The organism is Methylovorus glucosotrophus, from assembly GCF_009858335.1.
GTDB classification, from domain to species: Bacteria; Pseudomonadota; Gammaproteobacteria; order Burkholderiales; family Methylophilaceae; genus Methylovorus; species Methylovorus glucosotrophus.
This window is the reverse complement of record NZ_VMSE01000002.1, coordinates 329,295-343,551: the sequence shown is the minus strand read 5'-3', so window position 1 is coordinate 343,551 and position 14,257 is coordinate 329,295. Positions and strand designations below refer to the sequence as shown.

Annotated in this window: 12 protein-coding genes and 1 riboswitch; of the genes, 5 read left to right on the top strand and 7 right to left on the bottom strand. The window is 56.1% G+C overall.

Going from position 1 to position 14,257, the window contains the following annotated elements:
* Positions 1–2: 2 nt before the first annotated feature.
* The 3 genes from FNL37_RS12715 to ccoG form a co-directional block, all read right to left on the bottom strand.
* Positions 3–446 (bottom strand): hypothetical protein, encoded by a 444-nt coding sequence (locus FNL37_RS12715; RefSeq protein WP_159356391.1) that lies wholly within the window; start codon positions 444–446, stop codon positions 3–5.
* Complete coding sequence (locus FNL37_RS12710; protein ID WP_159356390.1) at positions 425–1,645, bottom strand: DUF6402 family protein; 1,221 nt, start codon at positions 1,643–1,645, stop codon at positions 425–427. Before FNL37_RS12710 ends, FNL37_RS12715 begins: the two co-directional genes overlap by 22 nt.
* Positions 1,646–1,889: 244 nt before the next feature.
* Positions 1,890–3,329 (bottom strand): cytochrome c oxidase accessory protein CcoG, encoded by a 1,440-nt coding sequence (ccoG, locus tag FNL37_RS12705; protein ID WP_159356389.1) that lies wholly within the window; start codon positions 3,327–3,329, stop codon positions 1,890–1,892.
* Between the two features lie 127 nt (positions 3,330–3,456).
* Between ccoG and FNL37_RS12700 the strand changes: the two genes are divergently transcribed.
* Positions 3,457–4,872 carry an aminotransferase-like domain-containing protein gene (locus FNL37_RS12700; RefSeq protein WP_159356388.1) on the top strand — a complete coding sequence of 472 codons (1,416 nt, stop codon included), beginning with the start codon at positions 3,457–3,459 and terminating at the stop codon, positions 4,870–4,872.
* Here FNL37_RS12700 and FNL37_RS12695 read toward each other — a convergent pair whose 3' ends face one another.
* On the bottom strand, positions 4,873–5,199 hold the full coding sequence (locus FNL37_RS12695) for a hypothetical protein (RefSeq protein WP_244948295.1): 327 nt from the start codon (positions 5,197–5,199) through the stop codon (positions 4,873–4,875).
* A 220-nt stretch (positions 5,200–5,419) separates the two neighbouring features.
* Here FNL37_RS12695 and FNL37_RS12690 point away from each other — a divergent pair, with 220 nt between their 5' ends.
* Positions 5,420–6,544 carry a DNA topoisomerase IB gene (locus tag FNL37_RS12690; RefSeq protein WP_159356386.1) on the top strand — a complete coding sequence of 375 codons (1,125 nt, stop codon included), beginning with the start codon at positions 5,420–5,422 and terminating at the stop codon, positions 6,542–6,544.
* A gap of 58 nt (positions 6,545–6,602) precedes the next feature.
* Here FNL37_RS12690 and FNL37_RS12685 read toward each other — a convergent pair whose 3' ends face one another.
* Positions 6,603–8,837 carry an ATP-dependent DNA helicase gene (locus FNL37_RS12685; protein WP_244948294.1) on the bottom strand — a complete coding sequence of 745 codons (2,235 nt, stop codon included), beginning with the start codon at positions 8,835–8,837 and terminating at the stop codon, positions 6,603–6,605.
* A gap of 206 nt (positions 8,838–9,043) precedes the next feature.
* Entirely contained in the window at positions 9,044–9,535 is a 492-nt protein-coding gene (locus tag FNL37_RS12680; protein ID WP_159356384.1) for an aminoacyl-tRNA deacylase, read from the bottom strand.
* Positions 9,536–9,736: 201 nt separating this feature from the next.
* A riboswitch (cyclic di-GMP riboswitch) is annotated at positions 9,737–9,821 on the top strand.
* A 262-nt stretch (positions 9,822–10,083) separates the two neighbouring features.
* On the opposite strand from FNL37_RS12680, the gene FNL37_RS12675 reads away from it, so the two are divergent.
* From FNL37_RS12675 to groL, 3 genes are all read left to right on the top strand, one after another.
* A complete protein-coding gene (locus tag FNL37_RS12675) occupies positions 10,084–11,505 on the top strand; it encodes a putative bifunctional diguanylate cyclase/phosphodiesterase (RefSeq protein ID WP_015829323.1) in 1,422 nt (473 codons plus the stop codon).
* A gap of 231 nt (positions 11,506–11,736) precedes the next feature.
* Positions 11,737–12,027 carry a co-chaperone GroES gene (gene groES, locus FNL37_RS12670; RefSeq protein WP_013441226.1) on the top strand — a complete coding sequence of 97 codons (291 nt, stop codon included), beginning with the start codon at positions 11,737–11,739 and terminating at the stop codon, positions 12,025–12,027.
* 45 nt (positions 12,028–12,072) lie between these two features.
* Positions 12,073–13,716, top strand: coding sequence for a chaperonin GroEL (gene groL / locus FNL37_RS12665; RefSeq protein WP_013441225.1), 1,644 nt, complete (start codon positions 12,073–12,075; stop codon positions 13,714–13,716).
* 147 nt (positions 13,717–13,863) lie between these two features.
* Here groL and FNL37_RS12660 read toward each other — a convergent pair whose 3' ends face one another.
* Positions 13,864–14,247: a copper-binding protein gene (locus tag FNL37_RS12660; RefSeq protein WP_015829322.1), complete on the bottom strand. Its 384-nt coding sequence runs from the start codon at positions 14,245–14,247 to the stop codon at positions 13,864–13,866.
* Positions 14,248–14,257 lie beyond the last annotated feature (10 nt).

The following is a 14,257-nucleotide window of genomic DNA, read 5'->3' as shown; positions in this document are numbered from 1 at the left end:
AGTCACGGCCACAGCCTCGGCAATCTGGCACGTATCCAATCCAACCGGGTGGGTGGCATCGCCATGCGGGTTTCAAATCCGGCACCTCCACCATCCGCGTAGATCAGGTAGTCGTTGCCATACTCAAGTTCGCGGAGTTCCCAGTTAAACTCGAAGTAGCGCTCGGCCAGTAGCTCGCCCTGCATGGAGTAAACTCTGAGAAGGATTTCGTCATCCTGGAAATTGCTTGGATCAATACCTCCAGCCAGTCCACAAAGAACAATGTTGTATTGCTGACCCTGAAAGGTATGGATGCCGCCATTCATTTCTTCGTTGTAAAGGTCACATCGAAAATAATCATCGAGGTCTGCCCGCATCATGAATAACCAGAAAAGATAGGGGATAGCCGCGAGAATTAGCAGTAAGCGAAGTATCCTTTTGATAATCATCGCTCGTACTCCCAGCATACTTCTCCTAGATCAACCACGATAGGCTTGGTCAGTTTGATGCGCTTAAGATCAGAATAGATCACAAAGTCACCACCGCGTATTTTAAGCTCGCGCCATCTGCGAAAGTCACGATTGCGGATCGGATAATACACATTCCCCTTACGCAACTGACTCTTGATGTCCACCGGCTTGTCGATGTGGTCTGGAATAGAGGGCAGGTAGTAGCGGGCATCATTAGCTAATTCAAATCTGCGCTTTGAAGCAAGTTTCTTGGATATAACGTCTGCTATGGCACCATCCAAGGCAATGATTACACCTCTATGGTTCCAATGTCCCAGGTACTGAGAAACAGAGTGCCCAGCATCGTTAAAGGAATAGTAGTCTCTTGCATAAACATAGACATGGGTGATGGTGACAGTGGCATGCAGGCATTGTCGCCATGGGACAGGATCGTACCGATTGTAGCGGGCCACTCTGATTTCAGCACTGGCAATGGCGGCATACAGGCTGAAATTGCCAATGGCGGCGGCGAGGTCGTTCATGCCCACGCCCTGATAAGCGGTTTTGAGATTGGCAATCACATCCAGCATGGGGACATCGGCATGCTGAAACTGGAAGCGCTTGTGCAAAAGCTGCTTATCATTGTCACAGTTCGCCAGCGTATCCAGAGTGCCAGTGTACTGATAATCGTAGCGCTTCATAAAGCGCTCAAATTTATTTACAAGCTCTTTTCGAGCCGGACTGTTGTAAATATTTTCATGGGCCGTGGACTCCAACTCACTATCCAGCAGCCAGTTGTAATGCTTGCGCACATCGCCAAAGCCCAGCACCCAGCTTAGTTTGAGGTTGTCGGTATCCACAAAGGCTTCATCAAACATGGTGTCGGATTTATCGGGGATAACGTGGGCACGGCCATTGAACCAGCGCCGGGCGCAGTAGGCGGCGTATTTGAAGCCCATGGCTGCCATGCCTTTTGGCAGATCGAGCATGTCGAACGGTGGCGGGCAGTCTTCTTCATCGTCGTCATCGTCATCCACTTGCGATGAACGGGACTTTTGCGCGGTGGCGGGTGGCGTGTTGCCTGTGCCAGGGGGCGCGGATGTGCGGCTGGGTGCGGGCTCTGGTGGCTCATCATCCAGCGGCGGTGGCGATTTATCCATGGCGATACTGGCCTGGGCCTTGACCGGGCGGCAGCCATCGGCATGTTGTTTTAACACCCAGGCTCGGCTTAAGCCCGACGTTTCAGTGGCAAGAAAGGGGTACCGCCCTTTTTTAAGTTGCTGCTGGTACTGTGACACCCTATCTGCAAGCTGCTCAAACAATGACATGGTTTACCCCTGGGTAGATTAAACAAATGGTTTAAATACCCAGGGATGCTATGCAAGGAAAAAACTCGGCTCAAGAAAAGCCGTCACCGGATTATTGGATAGTGATAACCGCCCGTGCAGAAATGCGAGTTGCTCAGTGAGCCTGGCCTGACGAATATGCCAGACTGAATTCCTGCGCTTGTTCAGGCTCGGCGCGTTCATGCGCTTCCATGGGTGTAATCACGGCGGTAAAGCCTTGCAGGGTTTGCGCTACCTGCGGTGACACCACAATGCTGAACGTGCTGGCGTAGGTCTTGCCGGAGGGCACATGCATCACATGCCGCGCAGGGGAAGCATCGGGTGGCAAGCCTTGCAGGGTGAGCACATAGGTCTGCGCCTGGGCTTCTTTATTGGTGAGGCGCACGATGTAGCGGCTCTTGAGATCGCCATTGGACATGCGGGTCACCAGCGGCTGGTCCTGCTGGATATTGGCGACAAAGGGCTCCAGGTGCTGAATCTTGTAGGCAAAGAAGACAATCGCCAATGCCATCAGCCCCAGGTAGCCATATTGCTTGAGGCGGCTGGCAAAGCTGACGGTGGCAGATTTGGCCGCAGGCTCGACGGCCGCGGCCTGGCGGAAATCAATCAGGCCAGTGGGCAGCTGGATGGATTTCATGATGGTATTGCAGGCATCAATACACAAGCCACAGGCAATGCAGTCAATCTGAAAACCTTTGCGGATATCCACACCGGTGGGGCAGACATTGACGCAATAGCCGCAATCAATACAGTCACCCACGCCTTGCTGCTGGCGAGATCCCGGCTCCTTGAGCGCTTTGGCAGGTGGCTGGCGGCCTTGGGTGCGTTCACCCCGGGCAGCATCGTAGACCACGGTTTTGGTCAGTGGATCCTGCATGGCGCTCTGGAATTTGCCATAGGGGCAAGCCACGCGGCAGATGTTCTCGCGGGCGAAGCCGGCGGCGACATAGGTAGTGGCGGTGATGGTGGCGATGGCGGTATAGGCCGCCATGGGCGCACGGCCCTCCCAGATGGCGGATATCAGCTGGCGGGCATCAGCAAAATACAGGGTAAAGGTCACGGCGGTTGCCAACGCCAGGACAAGCCAGAGCGCGTGGGTGAGCCCCAGCTTGGCGATTTTCTCCAGGCCCCAGGGTTGTTTCGTCAAGCGGATACGGGCCTGCGCCTCGCCCTGCACCCAGCCTTCTATCATGCGAAAGGCATCGGTCCACAGGGTCTGAAAACAGAAAAACCCGCAGAACACACGCCCATACAGCGCCGCCGACACAAACAGCATGGTGGCCGCCATGACCATGATCGCCATCAGCACCATGAGGTCCTGCGGGAAGATCACGATATCAAACAAAAAGAAGCGGGAATTGGCGAGGTCAAACAGCAAGGGCTGACCGCTGCGCGCCGCGCCATGCCAGGTGAGCCATGGCAGGCCAAAATAAACCGTGTAGGCCAGGAGCAGAATCCCGGTCTTGAGATTGCGATATTTGCCCTTGACCGCATACGGCACGATGGGAATGATTTTTCTGGCGGGCTTGGCAGCACCGGCAATAACCGCTTGCATGGCTGGCTCCATTCATTTGAGTGTGTGCCATGTTAAAACTCGCCAGCAAGATAAAACAGATGCAGAAACTATATAAAAAACCATATCAGATTTATACTGCCTGCATGATCAGCTGCAAGGCCCAGCCATGAAAAAATACGAAAAACTGGCGGAAGAGATTGCCGAATCCATACGCACCGGTGTGTTGCGCAAGGGCGATAAATTGCCTTCGGTGCGCCAGGCCAGCGCCAGCCATGCGGTGAATGCGTCTACCGTGTTTGAGGCGTATTACCTGCTGGAAGCGCGCGGCCTGATTACGGTAAAAGAGCGCTCTGGCTATTACGTCAGCGGCGGCAGTTCAACCCTGCCGGAGCTGGCCGCGCACCCGGTGGCGCATCCTTATCTGACGCCGGTGGATGTGAGCGAGCTGGTGTTTGATATCCTGGGTGCCACCCGCAATCGCACGGTGGTGCCACTGGGGTCCGCCTTTCCCAGCCCTTTGCTGTTTCCGCTGAAAAAACTGGGACGCACCATGGCCTCCATCGCCCAGCACATGGACCCGTGGAGCTCGGTGCGCGACTTGAGCCCGGGCGATGAAAACCTGCGCCGCCAGATTGCCGTGCGTTACATGATCGATGGTTTCAGTGTACCCACCGATGACATCGTGATTACCAATGGCGCGCTGGAAGCGCTGAATCTCTGCCTGGCCGCGGTCTCCAAACCCGGCGATAGCATCCTGATCGAATGTCCGACCTTTTATGCCGCGTTGCAGGCCATTGAGCGTAACGGACTGAATGCCATTGAAATCCCCAGCCACCCCAAAACCGGCGTTAATCTGGATGCCATGGCGGCGGCGCTGGAACAGCACAAACCAGCGGCCTGCTGGCTGATGACCAATTTTCAGAATCCGCTGGGCAGCCTGATGCCGGAAGATAAAAAGCAGGCTCTGGTGGCTTTGCTGCAGCGCTACCAGGTGCCGCTGATCGAAGACGATGTGTATGGCGAACTGTATTTTGGGCAGCAGCGCCCCAAGCCGGCCAAGGCATTTGATACCGAAGGGTTGGTCATGCATTGCTCGTCGTTTTCCAAATGTCTGGCGCCGGGCTACCGCGTGGGCTGGGTAGCGGCAGGCCGCTTTGCCAAAACCATAGAGCGCATCAAGCTGACCACCACGCTCGCCGCACCGGCGCCGGTGCAGCAAACGCTGGCGGCCTATCTCGCCATGGGCGGCTATGACCGGCACCTGCGGGCCTTGCGGCACACCCTGCTGATGCAGCAGATTCGCTTTATTGAAACCATTGAGCAGGTCTTCCCTGCTGGCACGCAGCTCACGCGCCCGGCCGGGGGTTATTTTCTATGGCTGAAACTGCCGGAAGGTACCGATGCGCTCTCGCTGCATCAGCACTGCCTGGAGCTGGGCATCAGCATTGCTCCCGGCCCCATGTTCTCGGCGCAGCGGCAGTTTTCAGAATATATACGGCTGAATTACGGCCATGAATGGACCAGCGAAATCGAGCAGGCCCTGCATACGCTGGCCAGACTGATTCCCGAGCATATTCGCTGATCAGGCCAGCGCCAGCGTCGCCTGCATGTCATCCGGCACGCGCACGCTGCCATTGGTGTAGTACTGAAACAAGGCAATGGCGGCGCGACCGGCATCGGCCAGCTGCTCGCGCGGCATGGCGGCCGTCACCGACGCGGCGGATAGGCGATACAAAGGTGGCAGCTCCAGATTATTGAGCGATGACAGCGCTTCAAAGCGGATACGCGCCACTTCAGCCGCCCCTTCGTAGATGCCGACCTCAAACATGCGCTCCACCGAAATGCGCAAGGTATTGCCCGAGGCAAACAGCAAGTCCTGATCTTTTTTGGTTACTGCCACAATCTGCATGTCTGCCCCAGCCGCTATCAACGAAAGGCACATCATAAAACAGGGGGCCTAACCCCAACAGATGCAGTTCCTGCAAAAAAAACCGGAGCAGATACCCTCGCCTCGCTCAACTCTCATGCATTATCCCGGCTCGCTGTATGCAAGGGCCCGACTTTTCTTATGGCACTTTTCGCCGCCTGGGCGGGTCATCAAGTACACACCCCTCCGTTGAAAGCATGCGATGCCCAATACCCCGCTTGATGAATGTACGGTACAGCTCAACGACGCCCTTGGCGCCGAATTGCATGGCGACATGGCGCTCTCTGCCGAAGCTGCACGGCTGCGTTATGTGAATGACGGCACGCCCGGCTTTGCCCGCAAGCGCACGGCCAAGGGCTTTCGTTATGTGGATCGGCAAGGCCGCCCCTTGCATGAAAAAACGCATCTGGCGCGCATCCGGGCACTCGCCATTCCACCCGCCTGGCAAGACGTGTGGATATGCCCGTATGCCAATGGGCATATTCAGGCTACGGGGATAGACGCCAAGGGTCGCAAGCAGTACCGCTACCACAAGGAGTGGCGCGCCATCCGCGATGAAGCCAAATACGCGCACATGCTGGATTTCGCTTTGCATTTACCGCTGATACGCAAACAGGTAGATGCCGACCTTGCCAAGCCAGGGTTGTGCCGGGAGAAAGTGCTGGCACTGGTCATCGCCCTGCTGGAAAAAACCATGATACGGGTCGGCAATGATGAATATGCCCGCACCAATCGCTCCTTTGGCCTCACCACCCTGCGCAACCGCCATGTGGATGTACAGGGCGGCCGTATCGCCTTTCACTTCCGTGGCAAAAGCCGGGTGGAACATGCCATCGAGTTGCAAAACGCCAGGCTGGCCAGACTGGTGCGCAAGATGAAAGACCTGCCCGGGCAGGCCCTGTTTCAGTATGTGGATGACACCGGCGAACGCCATGCGGTGAGTTCATCGGACGTGAATGCCTATCTCAAAAGCATTACCGGTCGCGACTATACCGCCAAGGATTTCAGAACCTGGTCTGGCACCTTGCATACCTTTCAATCGCTCACCACGCTGGATGCCTTTGAAAACCAGACCCAGGCCAAAAAGAATGTGGTGCAGGCCATCACCGAAGCCGCCCGCAAGCTGGGCAATACCCCTACCATCTGCCGCAAGTGTTATGTGCACCCGCTGATTATCGAAACCTATATGGCGGGAAAATTATTGGAGGCCGTGGAGCAGGAAACCAAAGATAAGGATGCCCCCTGGGCGCTGGATGCCATTGAGCGGCATGTGCTGCATTTGCTGCAACGGCAGATAGCCGATGCACGAAAAAGCGAAGCGGCCTGACGAGGGTTGAGTGGCTGGATCGGGCTGCTTCAACACCAGGCAGCCCGGGCCGAAAGCCTTAACGGATATCCCACCAGGTGGGCAGCAGGGCGCGCACCTCGGCTTGCGAATAGCGGTCATCAATCAGGTAGATGGCCCCTGTGTCCTCCCGCGTACGAATCACACGGCCCGCCGCCTGTACCACTTTTTGCAGGCCGGGGTAGAGATAGGTGTACTCATAGCCCGCGCCAAATATCTCTTCCATGCGTTCCCGCATCTGCTCATTTACCTCGTTGATCTGCGGCAAGCCTATGGTGGCGACAAAGGCGCCCACCAGCCGATCACCCGGCAAATCGATGCCCTCACCGAAAGCGCCGCCCAGCACAGCAAACGCAATGCCTTCCGAGGTTTCGGTAAAGCGATTGATGAAGGCTTCCCTGTCCTGCTCCGTCATCATGCGCGATTGCTGCCGCACCGGAATATCGGGATAACGCTCGGTAAATAGCTCGTATACCTGCTGCAGATAATCAAAGCTGCTTACAAACAGCAGATAGTTGCCCGGCCGGGCTTTGTATTGTTTGGCCATGAGCTGGGCTATCGGCATCACCGAGTGGCGCCGCCGCAGATAGCGCGTGGAAATATGCGTCACCAGCCGCACGTCCAGCTGCTCCGGGCTGAATGGCGATGGCACATCGATAAACGGCGTTTTATCCGGCAGGCCCAGCATGTCACTGTAAAAATGCGAAGGGCTGAGCGTGGCAGAAAACAGCGTGGCCGATTGCGCGGCGTCAAAGCGCGTCTTGAGAAATGGCGCAGGCACGATATTGCGTATGCATAGCACCGTGTTTGCCTGCAACAGATTAGCGCGGCCCTCTTTCAGCGTGATATCAAACATGGAATGCGGGCCAAAGGCATCGGCCAGCGTGACAAACTGCAGCGCATCAAAATAGAAATTCAGCAGGCTGGCGGCATTATCGGTCGGGTGCAGCGCCAGATAATCGGTAATGCGGGTGACCACCCGCTGCAGCGAAAGCTCAAAGTCTTCCTCAATCGCCGGATAGACTTCATACGGCGCCACCTGCGGCTGCACCATGCTGCTCCAGGCTTGGCTGAGTTTTTCCAGCGGCGTTTTCAGCGATTTAGGGGCTTCCTGCCGCATAACCTCAAACGCCTGCTGATCCAGCTCGGCGCTATACATCTTGCGGCCGCGCTCTATCATGTTGTGCGCCTCATCCACCAGGATGCTTACGCGCCATTCATTCATCACCGTACCCGCATACAGCACGGCATAGAGATCAAAGTAGTAGTTGTAATCGCCCACCACCACATCACTCCAGCTCACCAGATCCTGCGCCAGGTAATAGGGGCAGATCTGATGTTGCCGCGCCACCGCCGCCAGTGCCTCGCGGTCCATCATGCCACGCTCAAGCGCCTGTATGCGCGCCTGCGGCAAGCGATCGTAAAAACCCTTGGCCAACGGGCAGGAATCGCCATGGCAGCTTTTGTCGGGATGTTCGCAGGCTTTTTCGCGCGCCACCAGTTCCAGCGTGCGCAAGCTCAGGTCCGGGTTGGCCGCATGAATCACATGAATGGCATCGAGCGCCAGTTTGCGTCCGGAGGTTTTCGCGGTAAGAAAGAAAATCTTGTCCAGCTTCTTTTCCGGCATGGCTTTCAGCAGGGGGAAAAGCGTGCCCAGCGTTTTGCCGATGCCGGTCGTCGCCTGCGCCATCAGGCATTTGCCCAGGCTCGCCGTTTTGTACACGGATTCTGACAGCACGCGCTGCCCGGTACGAAAAGTGGGATGCGGAAACTGCAAGGCCGTGAGCTGCAGGTTGCGACGCAAACGATGTGCCACCTCGCGGTCCGCCCAGGTGCGCAGCTGGGCACACTGCGCGTTGAAATACGCCGCCAGCGCCTCCGCCGTATAAAGCTCGCTTAGCGGCTCTTCCGTTTTGCTCGATACGTTGTAATACACCAGCGTGGTATTGATCTCGTGCAGCTCACGCTCCTGCGACAGCAGCGCGGCATATACCTTGGCCTGCGCCCAGTGCAGGAAGCGATGGTTTTCCGGCATGCGCTCCAGCAGGCCCTTGAAGGTCTTGATCTCCTCCAGCTGGTTCAACTCCGGGTCATAACCATCGGCCCGGCCCCGCACAAAAATATTCTGGTACTCGCCGGTGAGCGCAATCTCGGTCTCGTAGCTCGCATTGCGGTTGGACGTGACCGAAGTATGCCCCATCATCCCCTCCAGCGCCGTGGGCGCAGGCGTAAAGCGCTGATCCAGATCACCGCGGCGGGCAACCAGATCGCACATGGCACGCACAGAAATAATGTACCGGAACGGATCCGCGGGATTTTCGGAAACGACCAGGCTGGGAGCGAGCTTAATGTTGCATCCTTGTGGGGTCAGGCAATGTGGAGGACCAGACGAGAGGGGATCACGATTTCCCACCTCACTGGCGTGAGGCCTTATTGTATCGCGAAGCGAACGAGGCGTGCCCGCGATACCGCCCCGATAAACTACTCGACCTTGACGAAGCTGCCCTGCGGCTTATCTTGCAACAGACTCAGCAAATCCGCCGACTTCAATGCCAGCGCATAACCCAGCACGCCACTGCCTATCACCACCGTCTCATACGCAGAAACACTGGTATCCACCAGCACCCGCAAGCCCTCAGGCAAGGCAATCGGCGGCACCGCACCCACCACATACCCGGTCGCTTCCGGCACCTCGGCATACTCCGCCATACGGCACTTGCGCTCCCCCAGAAAGTTACGCAACAACGCCCAGTCCGCCCGACCACCACCCGCCACCGCCAGCAGGCAAAACCCGCTCTGCTCACCCTTGAACACCACACTACGTACCACCGACTGCGGCTCCAAGCCCTGCGCAGAGAGCAACTCCTCAAGACTACGGATGGGCTTTTTGTCTTCGCTAAGCGGAATTTCGACAATCTTGAAAGCGATGCCTTTGCTTTCGAGCAGGGTAGTGACGTTGGATTGGATTGTCATGCGTGTATGCTCCTTTCGGTGCAAGATGGCTTGTACGATATGCGCCGCCTGCAACGTTAATAATATGTTGCCTGACTGCCCGCAGGGTCGGCCGGCAACTAACCGTAATGCCTAAATTGTACTGCCGCCTTCCAGCCAGGTGTACCGCATGTAAGGCTTCCGCAGTTGACATCCCCAGCAAAGTTTGATGAACTTAGCGCCGTTATTGAAAGGCAAACCTGCTGAAAGGCAGGGACGCAAAGTTTCCGACCTAAGGGCGCATGCCTAAGGTAGCGGGACTGCCGTTTACCGCAAGGGTGAATGTATTCGGCGCTTTGCAATTTCCATGATGTATCACCCGCATCAGACATGTGAGCCCAGCGTGAGCTGAGGCTTGGCTGTCAGGCGGCTATCGCCCTGCGTGGCGTGGCTGGAGATAAATTCAACGGAAAGTAGTTAGTGATTACCAGACTGGCAATGAGACCTCGACCCGCTGCAGATTGCCTGGCGGCTTTTCTGATGGAGGCGGATGCCATCGCGACCGTATCGTTCGCCAGGGGCAATGTGCCATGCCCCATCTGAATAGCCTGCCGATGCCATTACGGTTCTTGTTCAAGTTATTGCGACATGAGCTTCCACCCTATGCGCAGGAACCGCACAACCTGCGGGTAAGAATGTTGCTGGCGATTGGCGGATGGTCGCTGATCATGCTCTGCGGCATGTGGGGCGCCTATTATCTGTGTCATGGCAAATGGGTGTTGATGGCGTCCCATGCCATTCTGATTGCCCTGGGGATCTACACCCTCATTCTCATCAACGCCGGGCGCGAGCGCTTGGTGGCGATCAGCATGGCGCATGGGTTGCTGGTAATGCTTTGCGTGATCTGCTGGCTGGATGTGCCAACGCAGGATGTCCCCCGCTCGGTTCATATGTATTTTCTGCCGGTGGCGGCGGGCGCCTCGCTGATATTTCGCAAGGAAAATCTCTATCTGCGTCTGGTGCTGCCATTTACCTTGCTGGCGTGCTGCCTGATTTTTGCGAGCTCTCATATCGGCATCGTCAAACCCGAGCTGATCGCCGATCAGGAGATTCGCCTGCTGGGAGCATGGATTAACAACCTGGCTGCACTCGCGATTCTGGGTGTGGCGCTGATTGTCATGCAAACCGACATTTCCACGCGTCATTCGCTGTATGCCGATATGCGTGCGGCGCTGGCGCAAGGCCAGTTCCGCCTGCATTATCAGCCGCAGGTGGATGCCGTAGGCAATATTTTCGGGGCGGAAGCCCTGCTACGCTGGCAACATCCCGTGCGCGGGATGATTCCCCCGGGCGTCTTTATCGCCGCAGCCGAAGAAACCGGCCTGATCCAGCCTATTGGCACATGGGTGCTGAAAGAAGCGTGTGCCCAACTGGTTAAGTGGTCTAAAGACCCCAACATGGCGCATCTCAGCATCTCGGTGAATGTCAGCGCATCGCAGCTCAGGCAGCCCGACTTCGTGCAGGAAGTCATCGAGATCGTGATGCGCAGCGGCGCCACGCCAGCGCAGCTAAAACTCGAACTCACCGAAAGCATGCTGGCGAAGGATGTCGACACCACCATCCAGAAGATGAAAGCCCTGCGTGCCTTCGGCATCAGCTGGTCACTGGATGACTTTGGCACTGGCTACTCCTCACTCAACTACCTGAAGCACCTGCCATTTGAACAGTTGAAAATAGACCAATCGTTTGTGCGCGACCTGCTGACCAACGAAAGCGACAAAGCGATTGTGGAAACCCTGGTCGTACTCAGCAAAAACCTCAACATGATGCTGATTGCAGAAGGCGTGGAAACCACCGAGCAGCTGAACTACCTTCTGAATAAAGGCTGCATGAAATACCAGGGCTATCTCTTCAGCCGGCCGTTGTCGATTGAAGCGTTTGAAGCCTTCATGCCCGTTTTTCATGAATCCAAGGCCTACATGCAGCTCAAGGCTCAACTGACACTGATTTAGAAAGCAGGGTGCCATCACGCCGCCGCAACCCGGTAAAATGGCACCTAAATGGCATCGCCATGATCCATGGCTAGCCTCCCCGCAAGAAAAAGACTCACCCCTCTCTTGAAAAAACCCACCCCCGCCCTTATTATTAGCACTCTATAGGCATGAGTGCTAACAGCATCCATCCCGACCCGAATTCTGATCAACCCAATGTCAAAAAATGACTTTAATCAAGGAGAGTAACTCATGGCAATTCGTCCATTGCATGACCGCGTGATTGTTAAGCGCTTGGAAGAAGAACGTAAAACAGCATCCGGCATCGTCATTCCAGATACTGCTGCTGAGAAGCCCGATCAAGGCGAAGTGATCGCTGTTGGTCCTGGCAAGAAAGATGACAGCGGCAAGGCTATCGCTCTGGATGTGAAAGTGGGCGACAAGGTGTTGTTCGGCAAGTATGCAGGCCAGGCTGTGAAGGTTAATGGCGAAGAAGTGCTGGTACTGCGTGAGGAAGACATTCTGGGCGTTGTTGAAGCTTAATTGCGACGCATCCCTTAACCGAATCTAGATTCAGGAGAATTAACAATGGCTGCAAAACAAGTAATTTTTGGCGATGAGGCACGTGCCAAAATCGTTAACGGTGTGAACATTCTGGCAAATGCCGTTAAGGTAACGCTGGGTCCTAAAGGCCGTAACGTGGTGCTGGAGCGCTCTTTCGGAGCCCCTACCGTGACCAAGGACGGTGTATCCGTTGCCAAGGAAATCGAGCTCAAAGACAAGCTGGAAAACATGGGCGCACAACTGGTGAAGGAAGTGGCTTCCAAGACTTCCGACAACGCTGGTGACGGCACCACGACTGCTACCGTACTGGCTCAAGCCATCGTACGTGAAGGCTTCAAATATGTAGCTGCCGGTTTCAACCCAGCTGACCTGAAGCGCGGTATCGACAAGGCTGTTGTGGCGATCGTGGAAGAAATCAAGGCGATCTCCAAGCCAACCACCACCAGCAAGGAAATTGCTCAAGTGGGTTCCATCTCCGCCAACTCCGATGCTGACATCGGTCAGATCATTGCGGATGCCATGGACAAGGTAGGCAAAGAAGGCGTGATCACCGTGGAAGACGGTTCCGGCCTGGAAAACGAGCTGGACGTGGTGGAAGGCATGCAGTTTGACCGCGGTTACCTGTCTCCTTACTTCATCAACAACCCAGAGCGTCAAATCGCCCTGCTGGAAAATCCATTCGTGCTGCTGCACGACAAGAAGATCTCCAACATTCGTGACCTGCTGCCAGCCCTGGAGCAAGTAGCGAAGTCTGGCCGTCCTCTGCTGATCATTGCTGAAGACATCGAAGGCGAAGCCCTGGCTACCCTGGTAGTGAACAACATCCGCGGCATCCTGAAGACTGTGGCTGTCAAGGCTCCAGGCTTTGGTGACCGTCGCAAGGCCATGCTGGAAGATATCGCCATCCTGACCGGCGGTACCGTGATTGCTGAAGAAGTGGGCCTGAAGCTGGAAAGCGTAACCCTGAACGACCTGGGCCAAGCCAAGCGCATTGAAGTGGGCAAAGAAAACACCACCATCATCGACGGTGCTGGCGTTGAAGACACCATCAAGAGCCGTATTGACCAGATCAAAAAGCAAATCGAAGACGCTACCAGCGACTACGACCGTGAAAAACTGCAAGAGCGCGTAGCCAAGCTGGCTGGCGGTGTTGCTGTGATCAAGGTTGGCGCGGCTACCGAAATCGAAATGAAGGAAAAGAAAGCACGTGTGGAAGATGCATTGCACGCTACCCGCGCTGCTGTTGAAGAAGGTATCGTGGCTGGCGGCGGCGTGGCTCTGCTGCGTGCTCGCGCTGCCATCAAGGAACTGAAGGGCGACAACGCTGATCAGGACGCTGGTATCAAGATCGTGCTGCGCGCGATTGAAGAGCCTCTGCGCCAGATCGTGGCTAACGCTGGTGACGAACCATCTGTTGTGGTTAACAAGGTTCTGGAAGGCAAGGGTAACTATGGTTACAACGCTGCCAACGGCACTTACGGTGACCTGGTTGAACTGGGCGTTCTGGACCCAGCCAAGGTAACCCGTTCCGCACTGCAAAATGCAGCTTCTGTTGCATCCCTGATTCTGACAACCGACGCACTGGTTGCAGAACTGCCTAAGGAAGACGCGCCTGCGATGGGCGGCGGCGACATGGGCGGTATGGGTGGCATGGGCGGCATGATGTAATCAATGCCTGATGCAGAGGCTGCAAGCCTCGCCATCAAGTAAAAAGCCCCGGGAAACCGGGGCTTTTTTTATGGTCTTTGCGATGAATTGAATGCCATGTCCAGCCGCGCTATCTTCATGACATCAGCCTTGCATCGCGAAGCTGACTCAGGGCGCCGGATTTGACGATGAACTGGCCGCCCCCTGTTTCTGGATGGCAATCACCATCAGCACCCCATTCAGCCGCTCAGCGCGAAACACCACCGGGTCGCCCTCTGCCAAGCCGTTCAGCATTGCTTTATCCTGCGCGACAAACACCATGGTCATGCCCGGCATCCCCAGGTTTTTGATATCGCCATGGCGTAGCGTGATGGTGCCTTGCTCCAGATTGATCTTACGCACTTCGCCCTGGGTGGTGCTGATGTCGGCATCTGCAGCAGCAGTCGCCGTGGCGTCATGCGTCATTCCTTCATGCGCGAATACCGTTAGCGGCAAGGCCATCATGCCGATCAGGTTAAAAGTCCATAAAACACGAATACCGGGTTTGCTCATGAGTAACTTC

Excerpts from the sequence above, each read along its gene's own strand:
- FNL37_RS12715 (WP_159356391.1), bottom strand. The coding sequence starts at position 446 with ATGCTGGGAGTACGAGCGATGATTATCAAAAGGATACTTCGCTTACTG.
- ccoG (WP_159356389.1), bottom strand. The coding sequence starts at position 3,329 with ATGCAAGCGGTTATTGCCGGTGCTGCCAAGCCCGCCAGAAAAATCATT.
- FNL37_RS12700 (WP_159356388.1), top strand. The coding sequence starts at position 3,457 with ATGAAAAAATACGAAAAACTGGCGGAAGAGATTGCCGAATCCATACGC.
- FNL37_RS12695 (WP_244948295.1), bottom strand. The coding sequence starts at position 5,199 with ATGCAGATTGTGGCAGTAACCAAAAAAGATCAGGACTTGCTGTTTGCC.
- FNL37_RS12690 (WP_159356386.1), top strand. The coding sequence starts at position 5,420 with ATGCCCAATACCCCGCTTGATGAATGTACGGTACAGCTCAACGACGCC.
- FNL37_RS12685 (WP_244948294.1), bottom strand. The coding sequence starts at position 8,837 with ATGTGCGATCTGGTTGCCCGCCGCGGTGATCTGGATCAGCGCTTTACG.
- FNL37_RS12680 (WP_159356384.1), bottom strand. The coding sequence starts at position 9,535 with ATGACAATCCAATCCAACGTCACTACCCTGCTCGAAAGCAAAGGCATC.
- FNL37_RS12675 (WP_015829323.1), top strand. The coding sequence starts at position 10,084 with ATGCCCCATCTGAATAGCCTGCCGATGCCATTACGGTTCTTGTTCAAG.
- groES (WP_013441226.1), top strand. The coding sequence starts at position 11,737 with ATGGCAATTCGTCCATTGCATGACCGCGTGATTGTTAAGCGCTTGGAA.
- groL (WP_013441225.1), top strand. The coding sequence starts at position 12,073 with ATGGCTGCAAAACAAGTAATTTTTGGCGATGAGGCACGTGCCAAAATC.
- FNL37_RS12660 (WP_015829322.1), bottom strand. The coding sequence starts at position 14,247 with ATGAGCAAACCCGGTATTCGTGTTTTATGGACTTTTAACCTGATCGGC.